At 57.1% G+C, this 18181-nt stretch carries 21 protein-coding genes and 1 tRNA gene; 8 read left to right on the plus strand and 14 right to left on the minus strand.

The genetic code is table 11. The features are described 5' to 3' along the window. Position 1: 1 nt before the first annotated feature. From ACWGXE_RS08010 to ACWGXE_RS08070, 13 genes are all read right to left on the minus strand, one after another. Complete coding sequence (locus tag ACWGXE_RS08010) at positions 2–781, minus strand: MlaE family ABC transporter permease (RefSeq protein ID WP_447602726.1); 780 nt, start codon at positions 779–781, stop codon at positions 2–4. Between the two features lie 93 nt (positions 782–874). Further along, positions 875–2044, minus strand: a complete 1170-nt coding sequence (alr, locus tag ACWGXE_RS08015; RefSeq protein WP_447602727.1) for an alanine racemase — start codon at positions 2042–2044, stop codon at positions 875–877. A 6-nt stretch (positions 2045–2050) separates the two neighbouring features. Continuing rightward, positions 2051–2614 (minus strand): ribosome recycling factor, encoded by a 564-nt coding sequence (gene frr, locus ACWGXE_RS08020; protein WP_447602728.1) that lies wholly within the window; start codon positions 2612–2614, stop codon positions 2051–2053. An 11-nt stretch (positions 2615–2625) separates the two neighbouring features. Beyond that, the gene (gene pyrH, locus ACWGXE_RS08025; protein WP_447602729.1) at positions 2626–3351 is read right to left on the minus strand and encodes a UMP kinase; all 726 of its coding nucleotides are present in this window, start codon (positions 3349–3351) and stop codon (positions 2626–2628) included. After that, positions 3348–3944, minus strand: coding sequence for a translation elongation factor Ts (gene tsf, locus ACWGXE_RS08030; RefSeq protein ID WP_447602730.1), 597 nt, complete (start codon positions 3942–3944; stop codon positions 3348–3350). The genes pyrH and tsf overlap by 4 nt, the downstream gene beginning before the upstream one ends. Positions 3945–3994: 50 nt before the next feature. Beyond that, positions 3995–4768 carry a 30S ribosomal protein S2 gene (gene rpsB, locus ACWGXE_RS08035; protein ID WP_447602732.1) on the minus strand — a complete coding sequence of 258 codons (774 nt, stop codon included), beginning with the start codon at positions 4766–4768 and terminating at the stop codon, positions 3995–3997. Positions 4769–5011: 243 nt separating this feature from the next. Then, positions 5012–6217, minus strand: coding sequence for a bifunctional glutamate N-acetyltransferase/amino-acid acetyltransferase ArgJ (gene argJ / locus ACWGXE_RS08040; RefSeq protein WP_447602734.1), 1206 nt, complete (start codon positions 6215–6217; stop codon positions 5012–5014). 51 nt (positions 6218–6268) lie between these two features. Beyond that, complete coding sequence (gene argC / locus ACWGXE_RS08045) at positions 6269–7348, minus strand: N-acetyl-gamma-glutamyl-phosphate reductase (protein ID WP_447602736.1); 1080 nt, start codon at positions 7346–7348, stop codon at positions 6269–6271. A gap of 108 nt (positions 7349–7456) precedes the next feature. After that, a complete protein-coding gene (rpsI, locus tag ACWGXE_RS08050; RefSeq protein WP_447602738.1) occupies positions 7457–7849 on the minus strand; it encodes a 30S ribosomal protein S9 in 393 nt (130 codons plus the stop codon). A 40-nt stretch (positions 7850–7889) separates the two neighbouring features. After that, positions 7890–8321: a 50S ribosomal protein L13 gene (gene rplM / locus ACWGXE_RS08055; protein WP_447602739.1), complete on the minus strand. Its 432-nt coding sequence runs from the start codon at positions 8319–8321 to the stop codon at positions 7890–7892. Positions 8322–8375: 54 nt separating this feature from the next. After that, the gene (locus ACWGXE_RS08060; RefSeq protein WP_447602741.1) at positions 8376–8849 is read right to left on the minus strand and encodes a bifunctional nuclease family protein; all 474 of its coding nucleotides are present in this window, start codon (positions 8847–8849) and stop codon (positions 8376–8378) included. Between the two features lies 1 nt (position 8850). Then, positions 8851–9306, minus strand: coding sequence for a bifunctional nuclease family protein (locus ACWGXE_RS08065; protein WP_447602743.1), 456 nt, complete (start codon positions 9304–9306; stop codon positions 8851–8853). Between the two features lie 207 nt (positions 9307–9513). Further along, positions 9514–9798: a Fe(2+)-trafficking protein gene (locus ACWGXE_RS08070; RefSeq protein WP_447602745.1), complete on the minus strand. Its 285-nt coding sequence runs from the start codon at positions 9796–9798 to the stop codon at positions 9514–9516. A gap of 134 nt (positions 9799–9932) precedes the next feature. Here ACWGXE_RS08070 and ACWGXE_RS08075 point away from each other — a divergent pair. Further along, positions 9933–10019 (plus strand) — tRNA-Leu (locus ACWGXE_RS08075). Positions 10020–10202: 183 nt separating this feature from the next. Then, the gene (locus tag ACWGXE_RS08080; protein WP_447602747.1) at positions 10203–10982 is read left to right on the plus strand and encodes a hypothetical protein; all 780 of its coding nucleotides are present in this window, start codon (positions 10203–10205) and stop codon (positions 10980–10982) included. A gap of 196 nt (positions 10983–11178) precedes the next feature. Here the strand turns inward: ACWGXE_RS08080 and rsmI are convergent, their stop codons facing one another. Beyond that, positions 11179–11880, minus strand: coding sequence for a 16S rRNA (cytidine(1402)-2'-O)-methyltransferase (gene rsmI / locus ACWGXE_RS08085; RefSeq protein ID WP_447602749.1), 702 nt, complete (start codon positions 11878–11880; stop codon positions 11179–11181). A 63-nt stretch (positions 11881–11943) separates the two neighbouring features. Between rsmI and ACWGXE_RS08090 the strand changes: the two genes are divergently transcribed. The 6 genes from ACWGXE_RS08090 to hemB all read left to right on the plus strand — a co-directional run bounded on the left by ACWGXE_RS08090 (position 11944) and on the right by hemB (position 18179). Beyond that, on the plus strand, positions 11944–12750 hold the full coding sequence (locus ACWGXE_RS08090) for a cytochrome C assembly family protein (protein WP_447602751.1): 807 nt from the start codon (positions 11944–11946) through the stop codon (positions 12748–12750). 1 nt (position 12751) lies between these two features. Further along, on the plus strand, positions 12752–14149 hold the full coding sequence (gene hemA / locus ACWGXE_RS08095) for a glutamyl-tRNA reductase (RefSeq protein WP_447602753.1): 1398 nt from the start codon (positions 12752–12754) through the stop codon (positions 14147–14149). Positions 14150–14239: 90 nt separating this feature from the next. Next, positions 14240–15187, plus strand: coding sequence for a hydroxymethylbilane synthase (gene hemC, locus ACWGXE_RS08100; protein WP_447602755.1), 948 nt, complete (start codon positions 14240–14242; stop codon positions 15185–15187). Then, the gene (gene cobA, locus ACWGXE_RS08105; protein WP_447602757.1) at positions 15184–16743 is read left to right on the plus strand and encodes a uroporphyrinogen-III C-methyltransferase; all 1560 of its coding nucleotides are present in this window, start codon (positions 15184–15186) and stop codon (positions 16741–16743) included. Before hemC ends, cobA begins: the two co-directional genes overlap by 4 nt. Before the next feature lie 64 nt (positions 16744–16807). After that, on the plus strand, positions 16808–17200 hold the full coding sequence (locus ACWGXE_RS08110; RefSeq protein WP_447602758.1) for a CBS domain-containing protein: 393 nt from the start codon (positions 16808–16810) through the stop codon (positions 17198–17200). Between the two features lie 7 nt (positions 17201–17207). Continuing rightward, entirely contained in the window at positions 17208–18179 is a 972-nt protein-coding gene (hemB, locus tag ACWGXE_RS08115) for a porphobilinogen synthase (RefSeq protein WP_447602760.1), read from the plus strand. Positions 18180–18181: the final 2 nt, after the last annotated feature.

The following is an 18181-nucleotide window of genomic DNA, read 5'->3' on the forward strand; positions in this document are numbered from 1 at the left end:
ATTAGGAAATCGCCATGAAGAATTTGGTCAGGAAAAAGTCCGTCGCCAGGATCAGAATCGAAGACGAGACCATCGATTGAGTCGTGGAGACCCCCACTCCGACCGTGCCGCCTTTCGTCGAAAATCCGGCGTAGCATCCGACGATCGCGATCAGAAAGCCAAAGACCGTCGGCTTCATCAAACCAAGAAGCAAATCGCGTCCCCTCAGCGCCTCAAACGCCCAGGTCCAATAGAAATAGGAATCGATGTCGAGATAGAAGCGCGCCACGAGCCATCCCCCGAACATGGCGACGGCGTCGGTAATGATGGTCAAGAGCGGAATCATGAGGAGGCAGGCGATGAGGCGGGTCGTCGCCAGTTTGTGAATCGGGTCGGTTCCCTCCGCACGGAGGGCGTCAATTTGCTCGGTGACCGTCATCGACGCCAGTTCAGAGGCGATGCCCGTGCCCACGCGTCCCGCGATCATGAGTGCGGCCAAGACCGGTCCCAGTTCCCGAACGACTGATGTACTGATGAGTCTCGATACATAAATGGTGGCGCCATAGGGTTCGAGTTGGACGGCTCCTTGGAGCGCCAGCACCATGCCGGTAAACATCCCGGTCAAGACCACGATGAACAATGATCCGACGCCGATGCGGTCCATTTGAAGGATGATTTCACGTCCGTGAAACGGAGGTCGAAAGATATTGGTGACCGTACGCCAGGACAATAATGTGAATTCCTGCACGACAAGCAGGTAGCCGATGATCGTGTGTTTGAGATTGAAGACCGCGCTTGTCATATCGAGATTGCGTCGGGTGCAGGATCGCGCAGGCGCACGGGCCGTCCGCCCCATTATAGGAAAGAACAAGATTCTGAACAATGCAGGCCGGCGCTATTGAGGAACAGCTGCGGCACTATCGCCGTAGAGCCGTGGAACCCGTGGTCCGATTGAACAGAGGATTTCATAAGGGATTGTATCCAGCGCTGCAGCGAGGTCGGATGCCGTGATAGCAAGAGATCCTTGCCTTCCGATTAAGATCGCCTCCTCTCCCGGTTCAGCATCAGGCGCATCTGTCACATCGACCATCGTCATGTCCATGCAGACGCGCCCGACGACCGGCAAGCGGCGACCACGGATGAGAATATGTCCTCTATTGGATAATCGACGGCTATACCCATCGCCATAACCCACCGGCAGAATCGCGATGCGGGATGCCCGCTGCGCAGTAAACGTCCGGTTGTAGCTGACGCATCCACCGCGGGGGATTGCACGAATCAGTGCAATCGTGCTGCGCCAACTGAGGACCGGCCGGAGATCAATGGGCGGGGAGCCGTGCGGCAGCGTATGGTAGCCGTATAGCATGATGCCGGGCCGCACCATCGAAAAATGCGTGGCGGGATGCATGATGATGCCGGCGCTGTTTGCCATATGGATAAGCGGCAATGTCCTGCCTGATGCCGCCACTTTATCCAGCGCGACATGGAAACGTTTGAGTTGGTCATTGGTATAAGCGGGATCTGCGCTGTCCGCGTCGGCAAGGTGGGTCATCAGCCCGTCGAGTTTCAAGACTCGATCCAGATCGGCCGTGTCGAACCGTCCGGGAAATTGATCCGCTTCGAAACCCAGGCGGCCCATGCCCGTATCGATCTTCACGTGAATCGGGTAGGGAGCGGCGGCGCCTCGAACATGGGCCGCAAGTTCGCGGGCCATAGACAGTTCATAGATCACCGGGATGAGGCCATAGGCCACCAACGGCGGAATCTCCGATGGCAAAATGGGCCCGAGGACGGCAATCGGATGAGTGATGCCCGCTTCCCGGAGTTGGACTCCCTCTTCGATGGTTGCCACGCCGAACCGGCGTACGCCTGCCTGCATGAGGGTCCTGGTGATCGGCACTGCTCCATGCCCATAGGCATTCGCCTTGACAATGGCCAGGATCTGGCATCCTTCACCGACGCATCGTCTTGTCTGCGAGAGATTATGGAGCAGATTGCCGAGGTCGATTCGAGCGGAGGTGGGTGGAGAGGGCGATGAGCGTGACACGCCGTAGTTGAGAGACAAGACCGGCTAAACTTCGAGAATCTCGCTTTCCTTCTTCTTTAGCACGTCATCGATCTTCTGTATATATTGATCCGTTAATTTTTGTATCTCCGCTTCGGACTTGCGCAGCTCGTCTTCGGTCAGCTTCGTGTCCTTTTGCAGCTTCTTTAGCTCGTCATTGCCGTCGCGTCGAAAGCCCCGGATCTGGACTTTCACTTCCTCTCCGTGTTTCTTGCAGACCTTGATGAGTTCCTTGCGCCGTTCTTCAGTGAGCGGAGGAAGCGGGACACGAATCAACTTACCGTCATTCGAAGGAGTCAAGCCGAGATCCGAAGTCTGAATGGCCTTCTCGATTTCTCGGATCATCTTCTGTTCCCATGCCTGGATGGTAATCAAGCGGCTTTCCGGAATGGCGATATTGGCAACCTGCTTCAAGGGAGTCAGTGTCCCATAGTAATCAACCTTGATGCTGTCCAAAAGCGCGACGGACGCGCGGCCCGTCCGCATGCCGGCCAAGTCACGTTTCAGATGCTCCAGGGCATGCTCCATCTTTTCCGTGACTTTCTGTTTGACTGCTTGTGCCGTTGACATGGCGGTTCTCCTCAGCGGTTTCCGACCGTGACCAGGGTCCCGATCGATTCGCCGCGAACGACCCGTTCGAAGTTGCCCTTTTCCTTGAGATTGAACACGATCAACGGGAGCTGGTTGTCCATGCAGAGGCTGACGGCGGTCGAATCCATGACTTTCAAATTCTGGCTCAGAATAGCCATGAACGGGATGTCCGTATACTTCTTGGCACCGGCATTCTTCATCGGGTCACTATCGTAAATACCGTCCACCTTCGTGCCCTTCATGATGACTTCCGCGCCGATTTCCATGGCGCGCAACGCCGCCGCCGTGTCGGTCGAGAAATAAGGGTTGCCTGTCCCACCGGCGAAGATCACGACCCGGTTCTTTTCCAAATGCCGTATCGCCCGCCTGCGAATGTAGCCCTCCGCGAGTTGGCGCATTTCAATGGCGGACTGGACGCGCGTGCTGGTGCCTTTGCGCTCGAGGGCGTTTTGCAGGGCCAGCGCGTTCAAGACCGTCGCCAGCATGCCCATGTAATCGGCCGACGCCCGCTCCATGCCCGAGGCGCTTGCTGCGATGCCGCGGAAAATATTGCCACCCCCGATCACCACCGCCACTTGAACTCCCATGGTGACGACGGCGGCGATTTCATCGGCCAGCCCTTCAAGGACCGATGGCTGGATGCCGTATCCCTGCTCACCGGCCAACATTTCTCCGCTGACTTTCAGCAGGATGCGCCGGTATTTGGCAAGGTTCATGCTTGGCCCAATTGGTAGCGCGTAAAGCGGCGGACGACCATGTTTTCACCGATCTTGGCGATCTTTTGCGCCAGGAGGTCCTTGACCGTCACGGAAGGATCCTTGATGAATGCCTGATCCAGCAGGCAGTTTTCCTGGTAGTACTTGTCGAGCTTCCCTTCGACGATTTTCGGCCAGGCGGCGGGAGGCTTGCCCATTTCCTTCGCCTGGGCCTCATAAATGCTTTTTTCCTTGGCGATCGTATCGGCAGGGACATCCTCGCGTGTGACATAGGAAGGACTCGATGCGGCGACTTGAAGCGCGAGGTCATTGACGAAGGCTTTGAATTCCTCATTTCTCGCGACAAAATCCGTCTCGCAATTCACCTCGATCAACACGCCGATTTTGCCACCGGCATGGATATACGCATGGATCAACCCTTGATTGGTTTCCCGTCCGGCCTTCTTTTGCGCTGCGGCCAAGCCCTTTTGCCTGAGGTAGTCAACCGCTTTCTCTATGTTGTTGTCTGATTCGGTCAAGGCTTTCTGACAATCCAGAATCCCGGCCCCGGTTTTTTCGCGCAACTCTTTCACAAAGTCACTCAGACTTGGCATACGTTCTCCACTCTATCTGTATTAAGCGATTCTTATAATTGAGCCAGCGGTTACGGCGTCGGCACGCTCTCCAAATTCATGCTCGGCTGTTTCTGGCCCGCCGGCGCGCTCGCGGCAAACTCATTTTCTTCTCGTTGAGTCCTGAGGTGGGCGCCTTCGAGACAGGCATCCGCGATGTGAGAAATGATGAGCTTGATGGAACGAATGGCGTCATCATTGCCGGGAATCGGATACTGGATATTGTCCGGGTCGCAATTGCTGTCGACGATGGCGATCACCGGGATTTCCAGCCGGTTGGCCTCCAGCACCGCGATATGCTCGATACGGGTATCCAACACAAAGACCGCGCCGGGCAAGGCACGCATGTTGCGAATGCCGGATAGGTTTTTCTGAAGCTTGACGACTTCTTTTTGCATCTGGCCGAGCTCTTTTTTCGTGAGCCCCTGGTGGGAAGGATCGGCCAGCGTGGCTTCCATTTTTTTCATTTTATCAATGCTGCGCCGGATCGTCTGAAAATTGGTCAGCATCCCGCCCAGCCAGCGTTGGTTGACGAAAAACATATTGGCCCGCTTCGCTTCCTCTTCGAGGATCTCGGCCGCCTGGCGCTTGGTTCCCACGAAGAGAACGGAATCTCCGGCCGCCACGGTGTCGCGGGCGAAGGCATAGGCCAACTCGAGACGCTCGACGGTTTGTTGGAGATCGATAATGTAGACGCCATTGCGCTCTCCGAATAGGAATCGCTTCATTTTCGGATTCCAACGATTGGTTTGATGGCCAAAATGGACGCCCGCTTCCAATAATTCCTTGATTGCGACTACTCCCATACCTTCACCTCCCTCCGAAGCCTGCAGAGCGCGCGACAAAAAGACCGGCGAGGGGAACGTCCCCTTAATCTCAGGCTGCGCAGCGTGCGCATCACGCTGGTGTGGATTTAAATAAAAAACCCCTGAATCCAGGGGTCAAGAAAACCGCCGCGGGGCTGATACTGCACCACGTCGGTGAAACGATGGAACGCTAGCACAATTGAAATGAACTTGCAAGCCGGATCCCCGGCCCCAGGGCGCGAGTCAGGATCGATAACTGGCGTTGATTTTCACATAATCCAAGGAGAGATCCGTCGTCCATATTTCCGAGGCCTCCTCGCCTAAACCAAGATCTATTCGAATGGTGAATTCCTTACGCCGAAAGACATCCGCCAGATGCCGCTCGGTCGGCACACCAAGTCCTTGACCGTTCTTCACCATGAGGACTTCATCGAAGCGAAGGCTAATTCGAGAGGGATCGATCCGCACCCCGGCCCGACCGATTGCGGCCATGATTCGGCCCCAGTTGGCGTCCTCTCCAAATAGCGCGGTCTTGACGAGACTGGAGGTGGCAATTGCGTCGGCCACCTGCCGGGCAGCCGGTGCGCTTGCCGCGCCGGCGACGGAGATTTTCACGACCTTGGTCACCCCTTCTCCGTCCCAACAAATCTTCAGAGCCAATGCATGACAGAGCTCGCTCAACATGTCCTGAAACCGGCCGTGGGCGATGGATCCCGATTCAATCAGGCTGTTCCCGGCCATACCGTTCGCGAGGCATAGAATCGTGTCATTCGTGCTGGTATCTCCGTCGACGGTGATGGAATTGAACGAGCGCGCGGCCGCCGCTTTCAGCGACTGTTGCAGCGCCTGGCGGGTGATCGAGGCGTCCGTACTGAGATAGGCCAACATTGTTGCCATATTCGGATGGATCATTCCCGATCCCTTTACCATGCCGCCGATTGTCACGATTTTGCCTCCAATGCGGGCCCGAATCGCCGCCTGCTTGGGGCGAAGATCCGTGGTCATGATGGCGCGAGCGGCTTCGAGTCCGCCGGTGCGGCGCACCCGCTGGAGGAGTTTCGGCACCGCGCTCTGGATTCGTTCGATGGGGAGTCGTTGTCCGATGACTCCCGTCGACCCAACAAAGACTTTGTGCGGCAGCGTGTCGAGGTGCCGGGCGACGGTCAAAGCCATGGTCTCCGCCGCCAGCAACCCTTCGGAGCCGGTGCAGGCATTGGCATTGCCGCTGTTGACGATGACGGCGCGGGCCAAGCCTCTTCGCAGGTAAGCCCGGTCTAATAGGACGGGCGCCGCTGCCACCCGATTGGTCGTGAACAGACCCGCTACCGGGCCTTCCCGCTCGGAGAGAATCAGCGCCAGGTCGAGCTGATGATTCTTTTTAATTCCGCAATGGATGCCTGCCGCTCGGAATCCCTGGGGCGTGGTGATACCTCCTGCGATCGTGGTCATCGGAGATCCTTATATGAAAGAGTGGAAGCGCAATCGAGGAGAGGCCCGGCGTCAGGGATAGGCCGCCGGGGCAGTCAGACCCATGGTTTCGGGATAGCCAAGCATGAGGTTCATCGCCTGAATCGCCTGGCCGGCAGCGCCCTTGACCAGATTATCCAGCGCGGCGACTGTGATGACCCACCCGGCCCTCGCATCCCGATGGACCGCCAGATCGCAATAATTCGAGCCCCTGACATGACGAGGATTCGGCGTGGTGTCCTCGAAGACGCGGACGAACGGAGCATCTTTATAGAAATCCTGGTAGAGCGCCCGCAACTCGCGCAAGTCATTCATCGGCCTCTTTAAACGGCAATAGGCCGTGCTCAGGATGCCGCGATTCATCGGCACGAGATGAGGTGTAAACGCCACCGTGATCGGAACCGGGGCGGCTGATCCATGATTGGCTGCATATTGTCCGTTCAGGTTACTCAGTTCTTGCTCGATTTCCGGGATATGGCGATGAAGACCGATCTTATAGGGTTCAAGAGATTCATGCGCTTCAGGAAAATGATAGGGCAGCGCCGGACTTCTGCCGGCTCCGGAAATCCCGGACTTGGCGTCGATGACAATCGTATCTGGGACGATCAGTCCCTGTGCGGCAAGCGGCGCCAACTGCAAGATGGCCGCGGTCGGGTAACAGCCGGGCGAGGCGATTAATTGGGCCTGCGCAATTTCCGCTCGATGCAACTCGGGAAGCCCATACACGGCCTGCTTCAGGAGATCGGGATGCGTATGCGCCGTCTGGTACCACGCTTCGAAGAGACGCGAATCTTTCAGGCGGTAATCAGCGCTGAGATCGATCACCTTGGTTCCGGCCGGCAGACAAGAGGCGACCGGCGCCATTGACTTGGTATGCGGCAATGCGAGGAATACCACGTCCGCTTGTTTGGACAAGGCGTCCGGCGCCAAAGCTTCAAATGTCAGCGGGACGGCGTTGCGAAGATGAGGGAACACAGTTGACACAGCGGACCCGGAGGATTTTTCGGACGTGACGGCGGTCAATTTGATGCGAGGATGCTGAGCGAGCAAGCGAACCAGTTCAATGCCCGTATATCCGCTTGCCCCGGCGACTGCGACCCGGGCGAATGTCATCAATTCCCTCCTGAAGCCAATACTTATCTGCTGTTTCGGCAACGTGGACAGACAAAAAAGGGAAGGCTGGACGCCTTCCCTTTCGTCATGCCGCCGACTTCGAGGGCGTCATCGTTTTGAGTATTGGAACCGCTTGCGCGCTCCCTTTTGACCATACTTTTTTCGTTCTTTGACGCGGGAATCACGCGTGAGCAGGCCTTCCTTTTTCAGCGGGCCGCGGAAGGCAGGGCTCAGAACGACCAGAGCCTTGGCGATCGCGTGCCTGAGCGCGCCGGCCTGTCCGGTAGGACCTCCGCCGTATACGGTAGCTCGAATGGAATACTTGCCTGCGGCGCCGGCCTGTTCCAACGGGAATTGAATGATCGTCCGTAGAGTCGGACGAGGGAACGCCTTTTCAATCGGCTTCTCGTTGATGACAATATCACCTGCGCCTGCCGAAACCCAGGCCCGCGCAATCGCGCTTTTCCTTTTTCCGGTTGCATACTGAATCATCGCTGCCATACGCGGCGGCCTCCTTCACTGATCGCTAAAAGATGGACGTTCACAGAGATAGTGTTTGGGGTTGCTGAGCCTGATGAGGATGAGCGGTTCCTGCATAGACACGCAGCTTTTTTGCCATATGCTTACCGAGTGGCGTCTTCGGAAGCATGCCTTGAATCGCCCGGGTCAACAAGTGAGTCGGGCGCCTGTCGTGGATATGTTGCGCGGTTAAAGTCTTGAGGCCACCAGGATATCCGCTGTGACGCGAATACGTCTTGGTCTCCATTTTATTGCCGGTCAGGCGGATTTTTTCCGCATTGATGATGACGACATGATCGCCGGTGTCGACGTGCGGGGTAAATGTGGGTTTGTGTTTGCCTCTGAGCAGCGTCGCGACGCGGGCGGCCAGGCGTCCGAGTGTTTTCCCTTCGGCATCAATGAGATACCATTTCCGTTGCACATCAGCGGGTTTTTCCAGATAGGTCTTGGTCATGACGTATGCGACTCCTGGTCTTGAGGGGATAGCGGGTCTTTCTACTTACGGTTGTTAGGTTTCGATATTCTTCGTTTCGAGTTTCGTGACCCAGGCGTCGAGATTCGCCGCGGTCCGCCGGTTCAACACGTCGCGAGTCACATAAATGGGGCAGTGTGAGCGCAGCGCCAGGGCGATGGCATCACTGGGTCTGGCATCGATGGTGCGGTCGACTCCTTTGGAGGCGACATGGACCGCCGCATAATACGTGCTGCTTTTTACATCGGTCACGACGACCCGTTGGATTTTGACGTCGAGGTGCTCGGCAAAACTGCGGATGAGGTCATGGCTCATCGGTCTGGGCGTGACGACATGTTCCATGGCCAGGCGGATGGCGTTGCCCTCCGCAGCGCCGACCCAAATCGGCAAGGTTTCGCTGCCGTCGTCGTTCTTCAACACCACAATTCTGGTGTCTGTATTACTGTCTTCGAGGACCTGTTTGACCTTGAGCTCAATCAGTTCAGCGGCAGGCGCTTGGCTCGTCGTCATATCAGCTGTCCAGTTTCCCGAAATCCTCGGGCTTCAGGTTTTCCAGCCATTGTTCTAATTCCTCGGAAGACTGCTTCTTGATCACCGACTCGCTGGCAAAGATAGGTGCGCTGGAACGCAGGGCCAGGGCGATCGCATCGCTCGGTCTGGAATCGACCGTATACTCGGAATCTTCGTACATCAGATGGATCTTCGCATAATAAGTGTTGTCGTTCAGGTCCGTAATGACCACACTGATGATCTTGGCATCGAAGACATCCAGGAACGATTTCATCAAATCATGCGTCATGGGACGGGGAGCCGTGACGCTTTCCAGGGCAAGGCCGATGGCGCTGGCCTCCGACTTCCCGACCCAAATCGGCAACATATCGGAATTGTCTTCATCGCGCAGCACGACGATGTAGGCGTTGTTGTAGGGGTCGAAAATAAGCCCCTTTACCCGCATTTGCGTAATCATGGCGGGACGATACTCGTAGATGGCATTAAGTCAGCACAAGAATGGGGCAATCTAGCACTTCCGAAATCGATGTGTCAATGAATCGGGTCTCTGCCGCGCTCGTTACATGGGCGACAGGATCTTCCGTCTCCGCTGAACATCTGAACATCGGCTTACGGGCGAAGGGATTTGAAGGTGATCGGATGGTTTCCACGCCTCTTTGCCTACCTAGCCGGTCGGCGGTCGATAGTTTTGATCGAGCTTTGCCGTATCCGTCGTCTCTTCTCCGAGCTTCAGAAACGCCTTCATTTGCTTTCTGACTAGATCGCGTCCGCTCTCATCCCCCAAATTGATCTGGTATTCATTAATAACCATAACGCGCATGCCTTCCCACTTCTTCCAGCAGGGTTTGCAGACTTTCGCCTTCACCTCGGATTCCAATTTTCCGAGGAACAGCATATCGGTGATCGCTTCGCCCTTTTGTCCGCACGTGACACATTCTACGTCTGTCATCTGGCGCCTCCACTATGATACGGATGAATCGACATTGTAACACTTGCCTCGGCGCCATGAAAAGGGGAGGAGGCACATTGACGGCCTAGTTGCGCCGTGTTAGAAGAGATCCCCTTCTAAACGTCTCAAGACATGCCCGGATGGCGGAACTGGCAGACGCGCCGGACTCAAAATCCGGTTCTCGCAAGAGAGTGGGAGTTCGACCCTCCCTCCGGGCACCATTCCATACTTTCCTTATCGCTGTCGTTGGCGTGCCGGTCCGCCGGGCTTTTCTCTTGACACTATAGAGTCATTAGCCTATAGTTCCGCCGTCTTGGGATATGAATTACTTTTTATGCAGGTAACGGTCCATTTCTCGTTCATCATCAAAACTCATCAATTACAACTCACTAAGGAGGCAGCACATGCGTAACGTGTTGGCACTTGGAGCTGCAGTACTTTTCATCGGCTCCGTGGGTGTGGCTGGCGCCCAAGAGCGTCTGCCGCAGTCGTCATCCGGATCCGGATTTGGCGTGGGGGCCGGCGTGGGAGATGTGTCGGGAAGTGCGGGGCGTACTCAAGCCTTTGATCGCAATGCATTCATTGATAGATTGGGTCAAGCAGAAACCGTGTTCGGTCGCGTTCTCGCCATCGATGTGCCGGGCCAGAAACTGCATCTTGAGACGGGCGGCAGCTCGCATGATGAAGGTCGCGCTGGTACCGGCGCCATGTCTTCGTTGACGCTTTATTTCGACAACCAGACGAATATGGATCAAATTAAGGTGTTGAACGCGGGAGACGATATTTCCGTGCAGGTGGTTGAGGCGCCGAATGCAAATGCGCAACAAGGTGTTTACGGGACAGGCCGGAAGTTGGTTCGTGAAGTGTACCTGTTCCGTGGAAACGAGAAGCTTGCTGGTTTCGGCGGCCTCGGGCAGCGGCCGAATCCTGAAACTGAACGCGGGATCATAACGAACAATGGAAGCGCCACGGGAGCCATCGCCGGATCTGTATTGCCGGGTACCATCAATTCCGGTGTCGTGACCACGACGGTGGGCGAATTTACCGGAACTGCTCCCTGCTGGAATTGCGAGCCCCAGCCGGGATGGGGCTATCAGACCGTTGCCCCGGAGACCAAGATGCAAAACAAGTCCGATTATGGAACAGATGCTCAGAAGCCGAATCTTGTGAAGGGCGCCAACTAGGCCTTCGAGTCGTAGAATTGGAAAGGGGCGCTTCTACCGAAGCGCCCCTTTTTCTTTGGCTGCGGTTTTCAGATGACCGCGCTTGTCAGACACGGCGGTTGGATATAACTGTCATTTCTGAAGAGCGTATCGAGCACTCGTACCGAGTTAGAATTCGCAGGCGCGATCCATCCCTATATCGACGCTGACTCCCTTCTTATCGTCGGGCTATAACCAGAGTTACCTCCGCATTTGGATAGCGAAGTGGCTGCGTGCGGAGCAGTGTCCTGATCTTGCCGCGGAGAAGGTGTTCAGTAGGTTTTGTGAGATCCACCGCGATCAGCGCATCCCTGTTGCCGAAAACCTTTTCGATGAGAGCCAAGATCCTCCGCAGCCGTTCGGGTAATATGAAAAAAATGCTTGTACAGCCGTGGTTTTTGATCGAGACCAGCAGACGTCTGCCGGCTGCTGGTGCCGCCGGAAAGCGACCACTGAAATACAGTGTATCTCCGGGCATTCCGGAGATGGCCAGCGCCGCCGTCAGGGCGGAGGGCCCTGGCACCGAAACGACGGGGATGCCCGCCCGATGAGCATGGGCGACTAACTGAAATCCTGGGTCATAGAGACAGGGAGTTCCGACAGTGGAAACCAGAGCGACGGTGTGTCCTAGCCTGAGGTGATGCATCAGGACCGATATTTTGTCCTGCGCGTTACGGCGGTCATAGGTGGTGAGCAACGCGCGCATACGATAGTGACGCAGGAGCGCTTGCGTCTGCCCGGGTTCCTTCGTGGCCACCACGTCGGCTTGGCGAAGCAGGCGAAGAGCACGAAGGGTGATATCCTCGGGATTTCCAATAGGGAGCCCGACAATATAGAGTGTTCCCGGTGAGGGCGTTTCTTGACTCCGTTCTCGCGTCATCGATATAATTTCACCTTTCGAAAATCTGGATTTTTTTCTTGAATCTTGCGAGGATAGGGTGGGATGTCTTCGATCTTCTTTATGGTGACGATGGGGCTCTATTTTCTGAGCACCGTCGGCTTCCTTGCCTATCTTCTTCGCCGAGTCGATTCCTTATCAAAAATTTCCCTCGCGACGACCGGCATTGGCTTCGTGACGCATACGATCGCGTTGGTTCTTCGAATGGTCGGAGCGGATCGGTCGGTCTTCCCCTCTTTTCATGAGGCGCTGTCATTTTTCTCATGGATGCTGATTCTGGTGTTTCTCGCAGTCGAATTCCGGCGGCAAATTCACGTATTTGGGTCGTTCATTGTGCCGCTTGCGCTCGTCTCGCTCGTCTCGGCGGCCGCGGTTCCTTCCGAGAACGTGGAAACACTCCAACCCGTCTTTAAGACACTGTGGGTGCATGTGACTTTGAGCATGTTGGGAACCGTCGGGTTCGCCGTGGCCTTTGTGGCCGGTGTGATGTACCTGATTCAAGACGGATTGCTCAAGTCCAAGCGCTTCAACGTACTGTACGCCAAACTACCGGCGCTTGACTATCTCGACCATCTCAATCAGCAGGCGATGATCCTCGGATTCCCCTTGCTCACCTTGGGCATCATCACCGGCGCCTTCTCGGCTGAGATCGTGCGAGGCTCCTATGTCAGCTGGAATCCCGAGCAGACGTGGGCGGTGGTGACATGGATTTTTTACTTCGTCGTGCTGATGGGACGGTTGACGGTGGGATGGAGGGCCAAGCGCGCCGCCTATTTGACGATTATCGGATTCGCCGGCGTCATTCTCACGTTTGTTGGAGTCGTCTTGAAAGGCCACGGAGTGGATTCCTGACATGCACGTCATCGTTGTGGGAATCAGCCATAAGACCGCGCCGGTTGACATTCGGGAACGGTTGGCTGTGCCGGAGAGTCGTTTAGGGGAAGCCTTGACCCGCCTCTGTTCCTATCCCGGCATTAAAGAGGGCTTGCTGCTGTCGACTTGCAACCGGGTCGAGGTCTACGCCGTCGTGGACGAACTGGAGCACGGATACGGCCAAGTGCAGGAGTTCCTGGCCGATACCCATCTATCCCTCTCCTCGGAGCAACTGACACCGCATCTCTATTGGCATGCCGGCGACCGCGCTATCACACACCTGTTCCGCGTAGCCTCCAGCCTCGATTCCATGATTGTGGGCGAATCGCAGATCTTAGGCCAGTTGAAGGACGCCTTCGAAGTCGCATTGAGCCATAAAAGTTCCGGGCTGCTGTTAAACAAGATCATCAAGAAAGCAATTTCCGTCGCCAAGCGGGTCCGTACCGAGACCAAGATCGCCGAGACGGCCGTATCGGTCAGTTATGCCGCCGTCGAGTTGGCCAAAAAGATCTTTTCGAATTTGAACGACCAGACCGTCTTGCTGGTTGGCGCAGGTGAAATGGCGAAGTTGGCCGCCCGGCATCTGATCGGCAACGGCGTGCGACAGGTTCGGATTACCACCAGAAATTCCCACCATGCCATCGAATTGGCGCAACGGTTCAATGGGACGCCGATCCCATTTGAGGAATACAAGTCGGAATTGGCATCCGCGGATATCGTCCTCGTGTCCACGGGCGCCGCTCATTATCTGATCGGAGCGGAGGATATACAGCGGGCGGTGCGACAGCGGATGAATCGCCCGATTTTTCTCATCGATATTTCCGTGCCGAGAAACATCGACCCCGCGGTTCGCCATATCGACAATGCCTTCTTGTTCGACATCGATGATTTGCAGCTTCGGGTTGATCAGAATCGGGAAGAGCGCCTTCAGGAGGCGGAAAAGGCCGAACAGATGGTGTGCGGCGAGGTCGGTGTGCTTCGCCAATGGCTGAAATCGCTCGAGGTCACCCCGACGATCGTCGCCTTGCGCAATCGCACCGATGATATTAAGCGGGCTGAGCTGGAGAAAGCTTTTGCCCGATTGAATCACCTATCGGACGATGATCGTCAGGCCGTCGAATCGATGGCCTCGGCCATTATCAATAAGATCGTTCATGGGACGATGGTGACGTTGAAAGCGGAAGCCAGCGGTTCCGGCGGCGCGGCGTTCGTCGAAGCGGCCCGGCGTTTCTTCAACTTGGAAGACGATGGACCGGCCTCCGATATTTCGAAACCGGAATGTCGCGAATTCGAATCCAATCTCTCGGCATCCGACCCGGGGTCGCGGGCGCCTGCCGGATTTCGCAAGGAACTCAAGGAGCGGGGACATGTCGGCTGAGCGACGCACGCATTTATTGAAGCAGCCAGCTCTGCGGCGTCGGCTCCGATGTGGGGTTCCGCTATTCCAGCCGGCTGGCCAGCGGGGCTCATGGCACAGGTAGCGGGGCGCCGTTGCTCACTCATTCTCGGGACACGCGGCAGCACGCTCGCCTTACAGCAGAGCCAATGGGTTCAATCCCGCCTGCAAGAGCTTGACTCCGACATCACGGTCTCGCTGCACCGGATCCATACTTCGGGCGATAAGATTCTCGATGTCCCCCTGGCAAAGGTCGGAGGCAAGGGACTCTTTGTCAAGGAGATTGAGGACGCGCTTCTCCGGGGCGAGATCGATTTGGCGGTGCATAGCATGAAAGATGTGCCGACCCTCCTGCCGGCGGCGCTTGATATTCTTTGTGTGCCGATGCGCGAAGATCCGCGAGATGCCTTGATCAGCCGCGAAGGGAACCGGTTTGCGGACTTGAAGCCGGGGGCGCGGATTGGAACCAGCAGCCTTCGCCGGCAAGCGCAGTTGCTCTCTCGGCGCCCCGATCTCACCATCGAGATGCTGCGCGGAAACCTCGACACGCGTCTCCGAAAATTGCGCGAAGGCCGGTTCGATGCCATTATCCTGGCTGCGGCCGGGCTGAAACGCTTGGGTTGGACCGAGCATATTACCGAGTATCTCGATCCGGACCTGAGCCTCCCGGCCATCGGCCAAGGGGCATTGGCGATCGAAGGACGCCGTGATGACGAACAGGTCAAGACCTTAGTAAGCCGCTTGAGTCATGCTCCCACATGGACGACTGTTCGGGCCGAGCGAGCGCTTCTACACCGGTTGGAAGGCGGCTGCCAAGTTCCTATCGCCGCCCATGCAGTGCTGGACGGAAATACGCTGCATCTGGACGGGCTCATCGCCGGTGTGGATGGAACCCGGGTCATACGAGATCGGGTTCGGGGGCCGTCGTCGGACCCGGAGGCGTTAGGTGTCCAGCTTGCCGAACGGCTGCTTGAGCAGGGCGGCGATATCATTTTGAAGGAGATTTACGGGCGGGCATGACAATGAAGGGAAAGGAATCAGGCAAAGTCTATTTGGTAGGGGCAGGCCCCGGTGATCCGAAATTGCTGACCCTCCGGGGAAAGGAATGCCTTGAGCAGGCCGATGTGGTTCTGTACGATTACCTGGCCAATCCGGCTCTGCTCGATTACGCCCCGTCCCAAGCCGACCGCATTTACGTTGGCCGCCGCGGCCGAGGCCATTACAGCAACCAGTCGGATATCAACCGATTGATCATCGAACATGCGCACGCGGGACGTGTCGTGGTTCGTCTCAAGGGAGGCGATCCGTTTGTCTTTGGACGAGGCGGAGAAGAGGCCGAAGCTGTCGCGGCGGCCGGTCTGACCTTTGAGGTTGTGCCGGGTGTCACGGCCGCGATCGCGGTGCCGGCCTATGCCGGAATTCCTGTGACGCATCGCACCCTCGCTTCGGCCCTTACCATCGTGACCGGACATGAAGATGCCGCCAAGGGAGAAAGTGTGTTGGAATGGCCTCGATTGGCGACAGCACAAGGCACGCTGGTGTTCCTCATGGGGATGATCAATTTACCCAATATTGTCAGCCGGCTGGTTGCTGAGGGAAAGGCCGTGACCACGCCGGCCGCCGTAATTCGTTGGGGCACCCGAGCGGCGCAACGGACGGTGGTTGGGACGCTGGCCGATATTACGGAGAAGGCAAAGGACGCGAAGATGGAGCCGCCGACCGTCATCGTCATTGGAGAGGTGGTGCGTCTGAGAGAGCAGCTCAATTGGTTCGAACAACGGCCGCTGTTCGGCCGCCGGATCTTAGTCACGCGGGCCAAGGGCCAGGCGGCGGAATTCGCCGATCTCATCGCGGCGTTTGGCGGAGAGCCGATTCTCTGTCCGACCATTCAGATCGCGCCGCCTGAGACATGGGAACCGGTCGATCGCGCAATCCGCAATATGGCGCACTATCACTGGTTGATCTTTACCAGCTTGAACGGCGTCGGCGCTTTTATGGAGCGCGTACGGTCGCATGAAGGTGACGCGCGGCTGTTGGCCGGGATACGGCTCTGCTGTATCGGGCCACGAACGGCCGAAGAGGTAACTCGATATGGTCTACGGGCGGATGTGGTTCCATCCGAATATCAGGCGGAGGGCATCATTGAGGCGTTGACCGGCCGCGGCCTGCGCGATCAGCGGGTTCTCATCCCTCGCGCCCGAGTAGCTCGTGAAATTCTTCCCGATCAGTTGCGCGCCGCCGGAGCCGTGGTGGATATCGTACCGGTATATCAGACGATTCGTCCAGAGGCGGAAGCAGCGCGCTTGACCGAACTGTTTGCGGGTCAGAGTATTGACATGATCACCTTCACGAGTTCGTCCACCGTGACGAATTTCGTCGACCTGTTCGGCGGTCCCGAGCCGATGCGTCGTGCCGTGGGCGAGATCCAGGTCGCCTGCATCGGGCCGATCACGGCTGCCACGGCGCGCGAGCATGGGATCAACACGAACGTGATGCCGAATGAAAATACGGTGCCGGCCTTGGCGGAAGCGATCGCTCGTCATTTTTCGCTGTCCGCTGAATCGGCCGGAGTATAAGGTCGCACGACCTTTGTAGGAAGCGGGCCTCGTTGATCGATCAACTGAAGAGGGAGGGACAGGCATGGTTCCGGTGAAATCATTCATGGTTCCTAAGGAAAAGTTTGTCACGGTGGAGCGAGACACGGATGCCCGCACGGCGGCACGGGTGATGCGCGACGGCAACATCGGCAGTTTGTTCGTCACGAACGGCAAGGATGTCATCGGCATCATCACCGATACGGACATGGTCCGGAGGGTCGTGGCGGCGGGCGCCGATCCGGCCAAGACGACCGTCGAACAGATTATGTCGGCTCCGATCGTCACGATCGAGGAAAACAAAACGTTGCTCGACGCCAATGATCTGATGGCCCAGTCGCACCTGCGGCACCTGGGCGTCACCAGGGACAGCAAGCTCGTCGGGATGATCTCGGTCCGTGACCTGGTGGTCTTCTTGACGAATCTGCCGAGAAAGTGAGCGTGACATGGCCTTTCCGGTGCAGAGACTCCGCCGCCTTCGTCAGAACGAGTCGTTTCGGAGGATGGTGCGTGAAACCTTGGTGTCGACGCGCGACCTGATCTATCCGTTGTTCGTGACCGAGGGGCGAGATCTCCGTACTCCGATCAATTCCATGCCGGGCCAGTTTCGATTGTCAATCGATCTGCTGATGAAGGAAGCGGCGGAGGTGGCGTCATTTGGCATTCCCGCCGTTATTGTGTTCGGTATCCCGGATCAAAAAGACGAACGCGGGTCTTCCGGGTATGATCCGAACGGTGTGGTTCAGCGAGCCGTCCGAGCGCTTAAAGATCAAGTTCCGCAACTGGCGGTTATCACAGATGTGTGCGTGGACGAATACACCAGTCACGGCCATTGCGGAATTGTCAAAGATGGTCGAATTCTCAATGACGAAACGTTGGAGTGTCTGTGCGCCATGGCGCGCACGCATGCCGAAGCCGGCGCCGATATGGTCGCCCCTTCGGATATGATGGATGGACGAGTGGCGGCGATTAGAAATGAACTGGATCGAGCAGGGTTTCCCGAACTTCCGATCATGGCCTATGCCGCCAAGTTCGCCTCATGTTTCTACGCCCCCTTCCGCGATGCGGCAGGATCGAGCCCGCAATTCGGGGACCGCCAAACCTATCAAATGGATCCGGCAAACGGCCGGGAAGCGTTGCGTGAAATCGATCTCGATATCGCGGAAGGCGCGGACATTATCATGGTCAAGCCGGCCCTGCCTTACTTAGACGTGATTGCGGCCGCCCGACGGAGGACCCTTGCGCCGATCGCGGCGTATCAGGTCAGCGGCGAGTACAGTATGATCAAAGCCGCCGGGCGAGCGGGCTGGCTGGACGAGTCGAGGGCGATGATGGAATCGCTGCTTGCGATCAAGCGGGCCGGCGCGGATATGATCCTGACCTATTTTGCGAAAGACGCGGCCAAACTGCTTCGTTGAAC

The organism is Nitrospira sp. Nam80, from assembly GCF_965152575.1.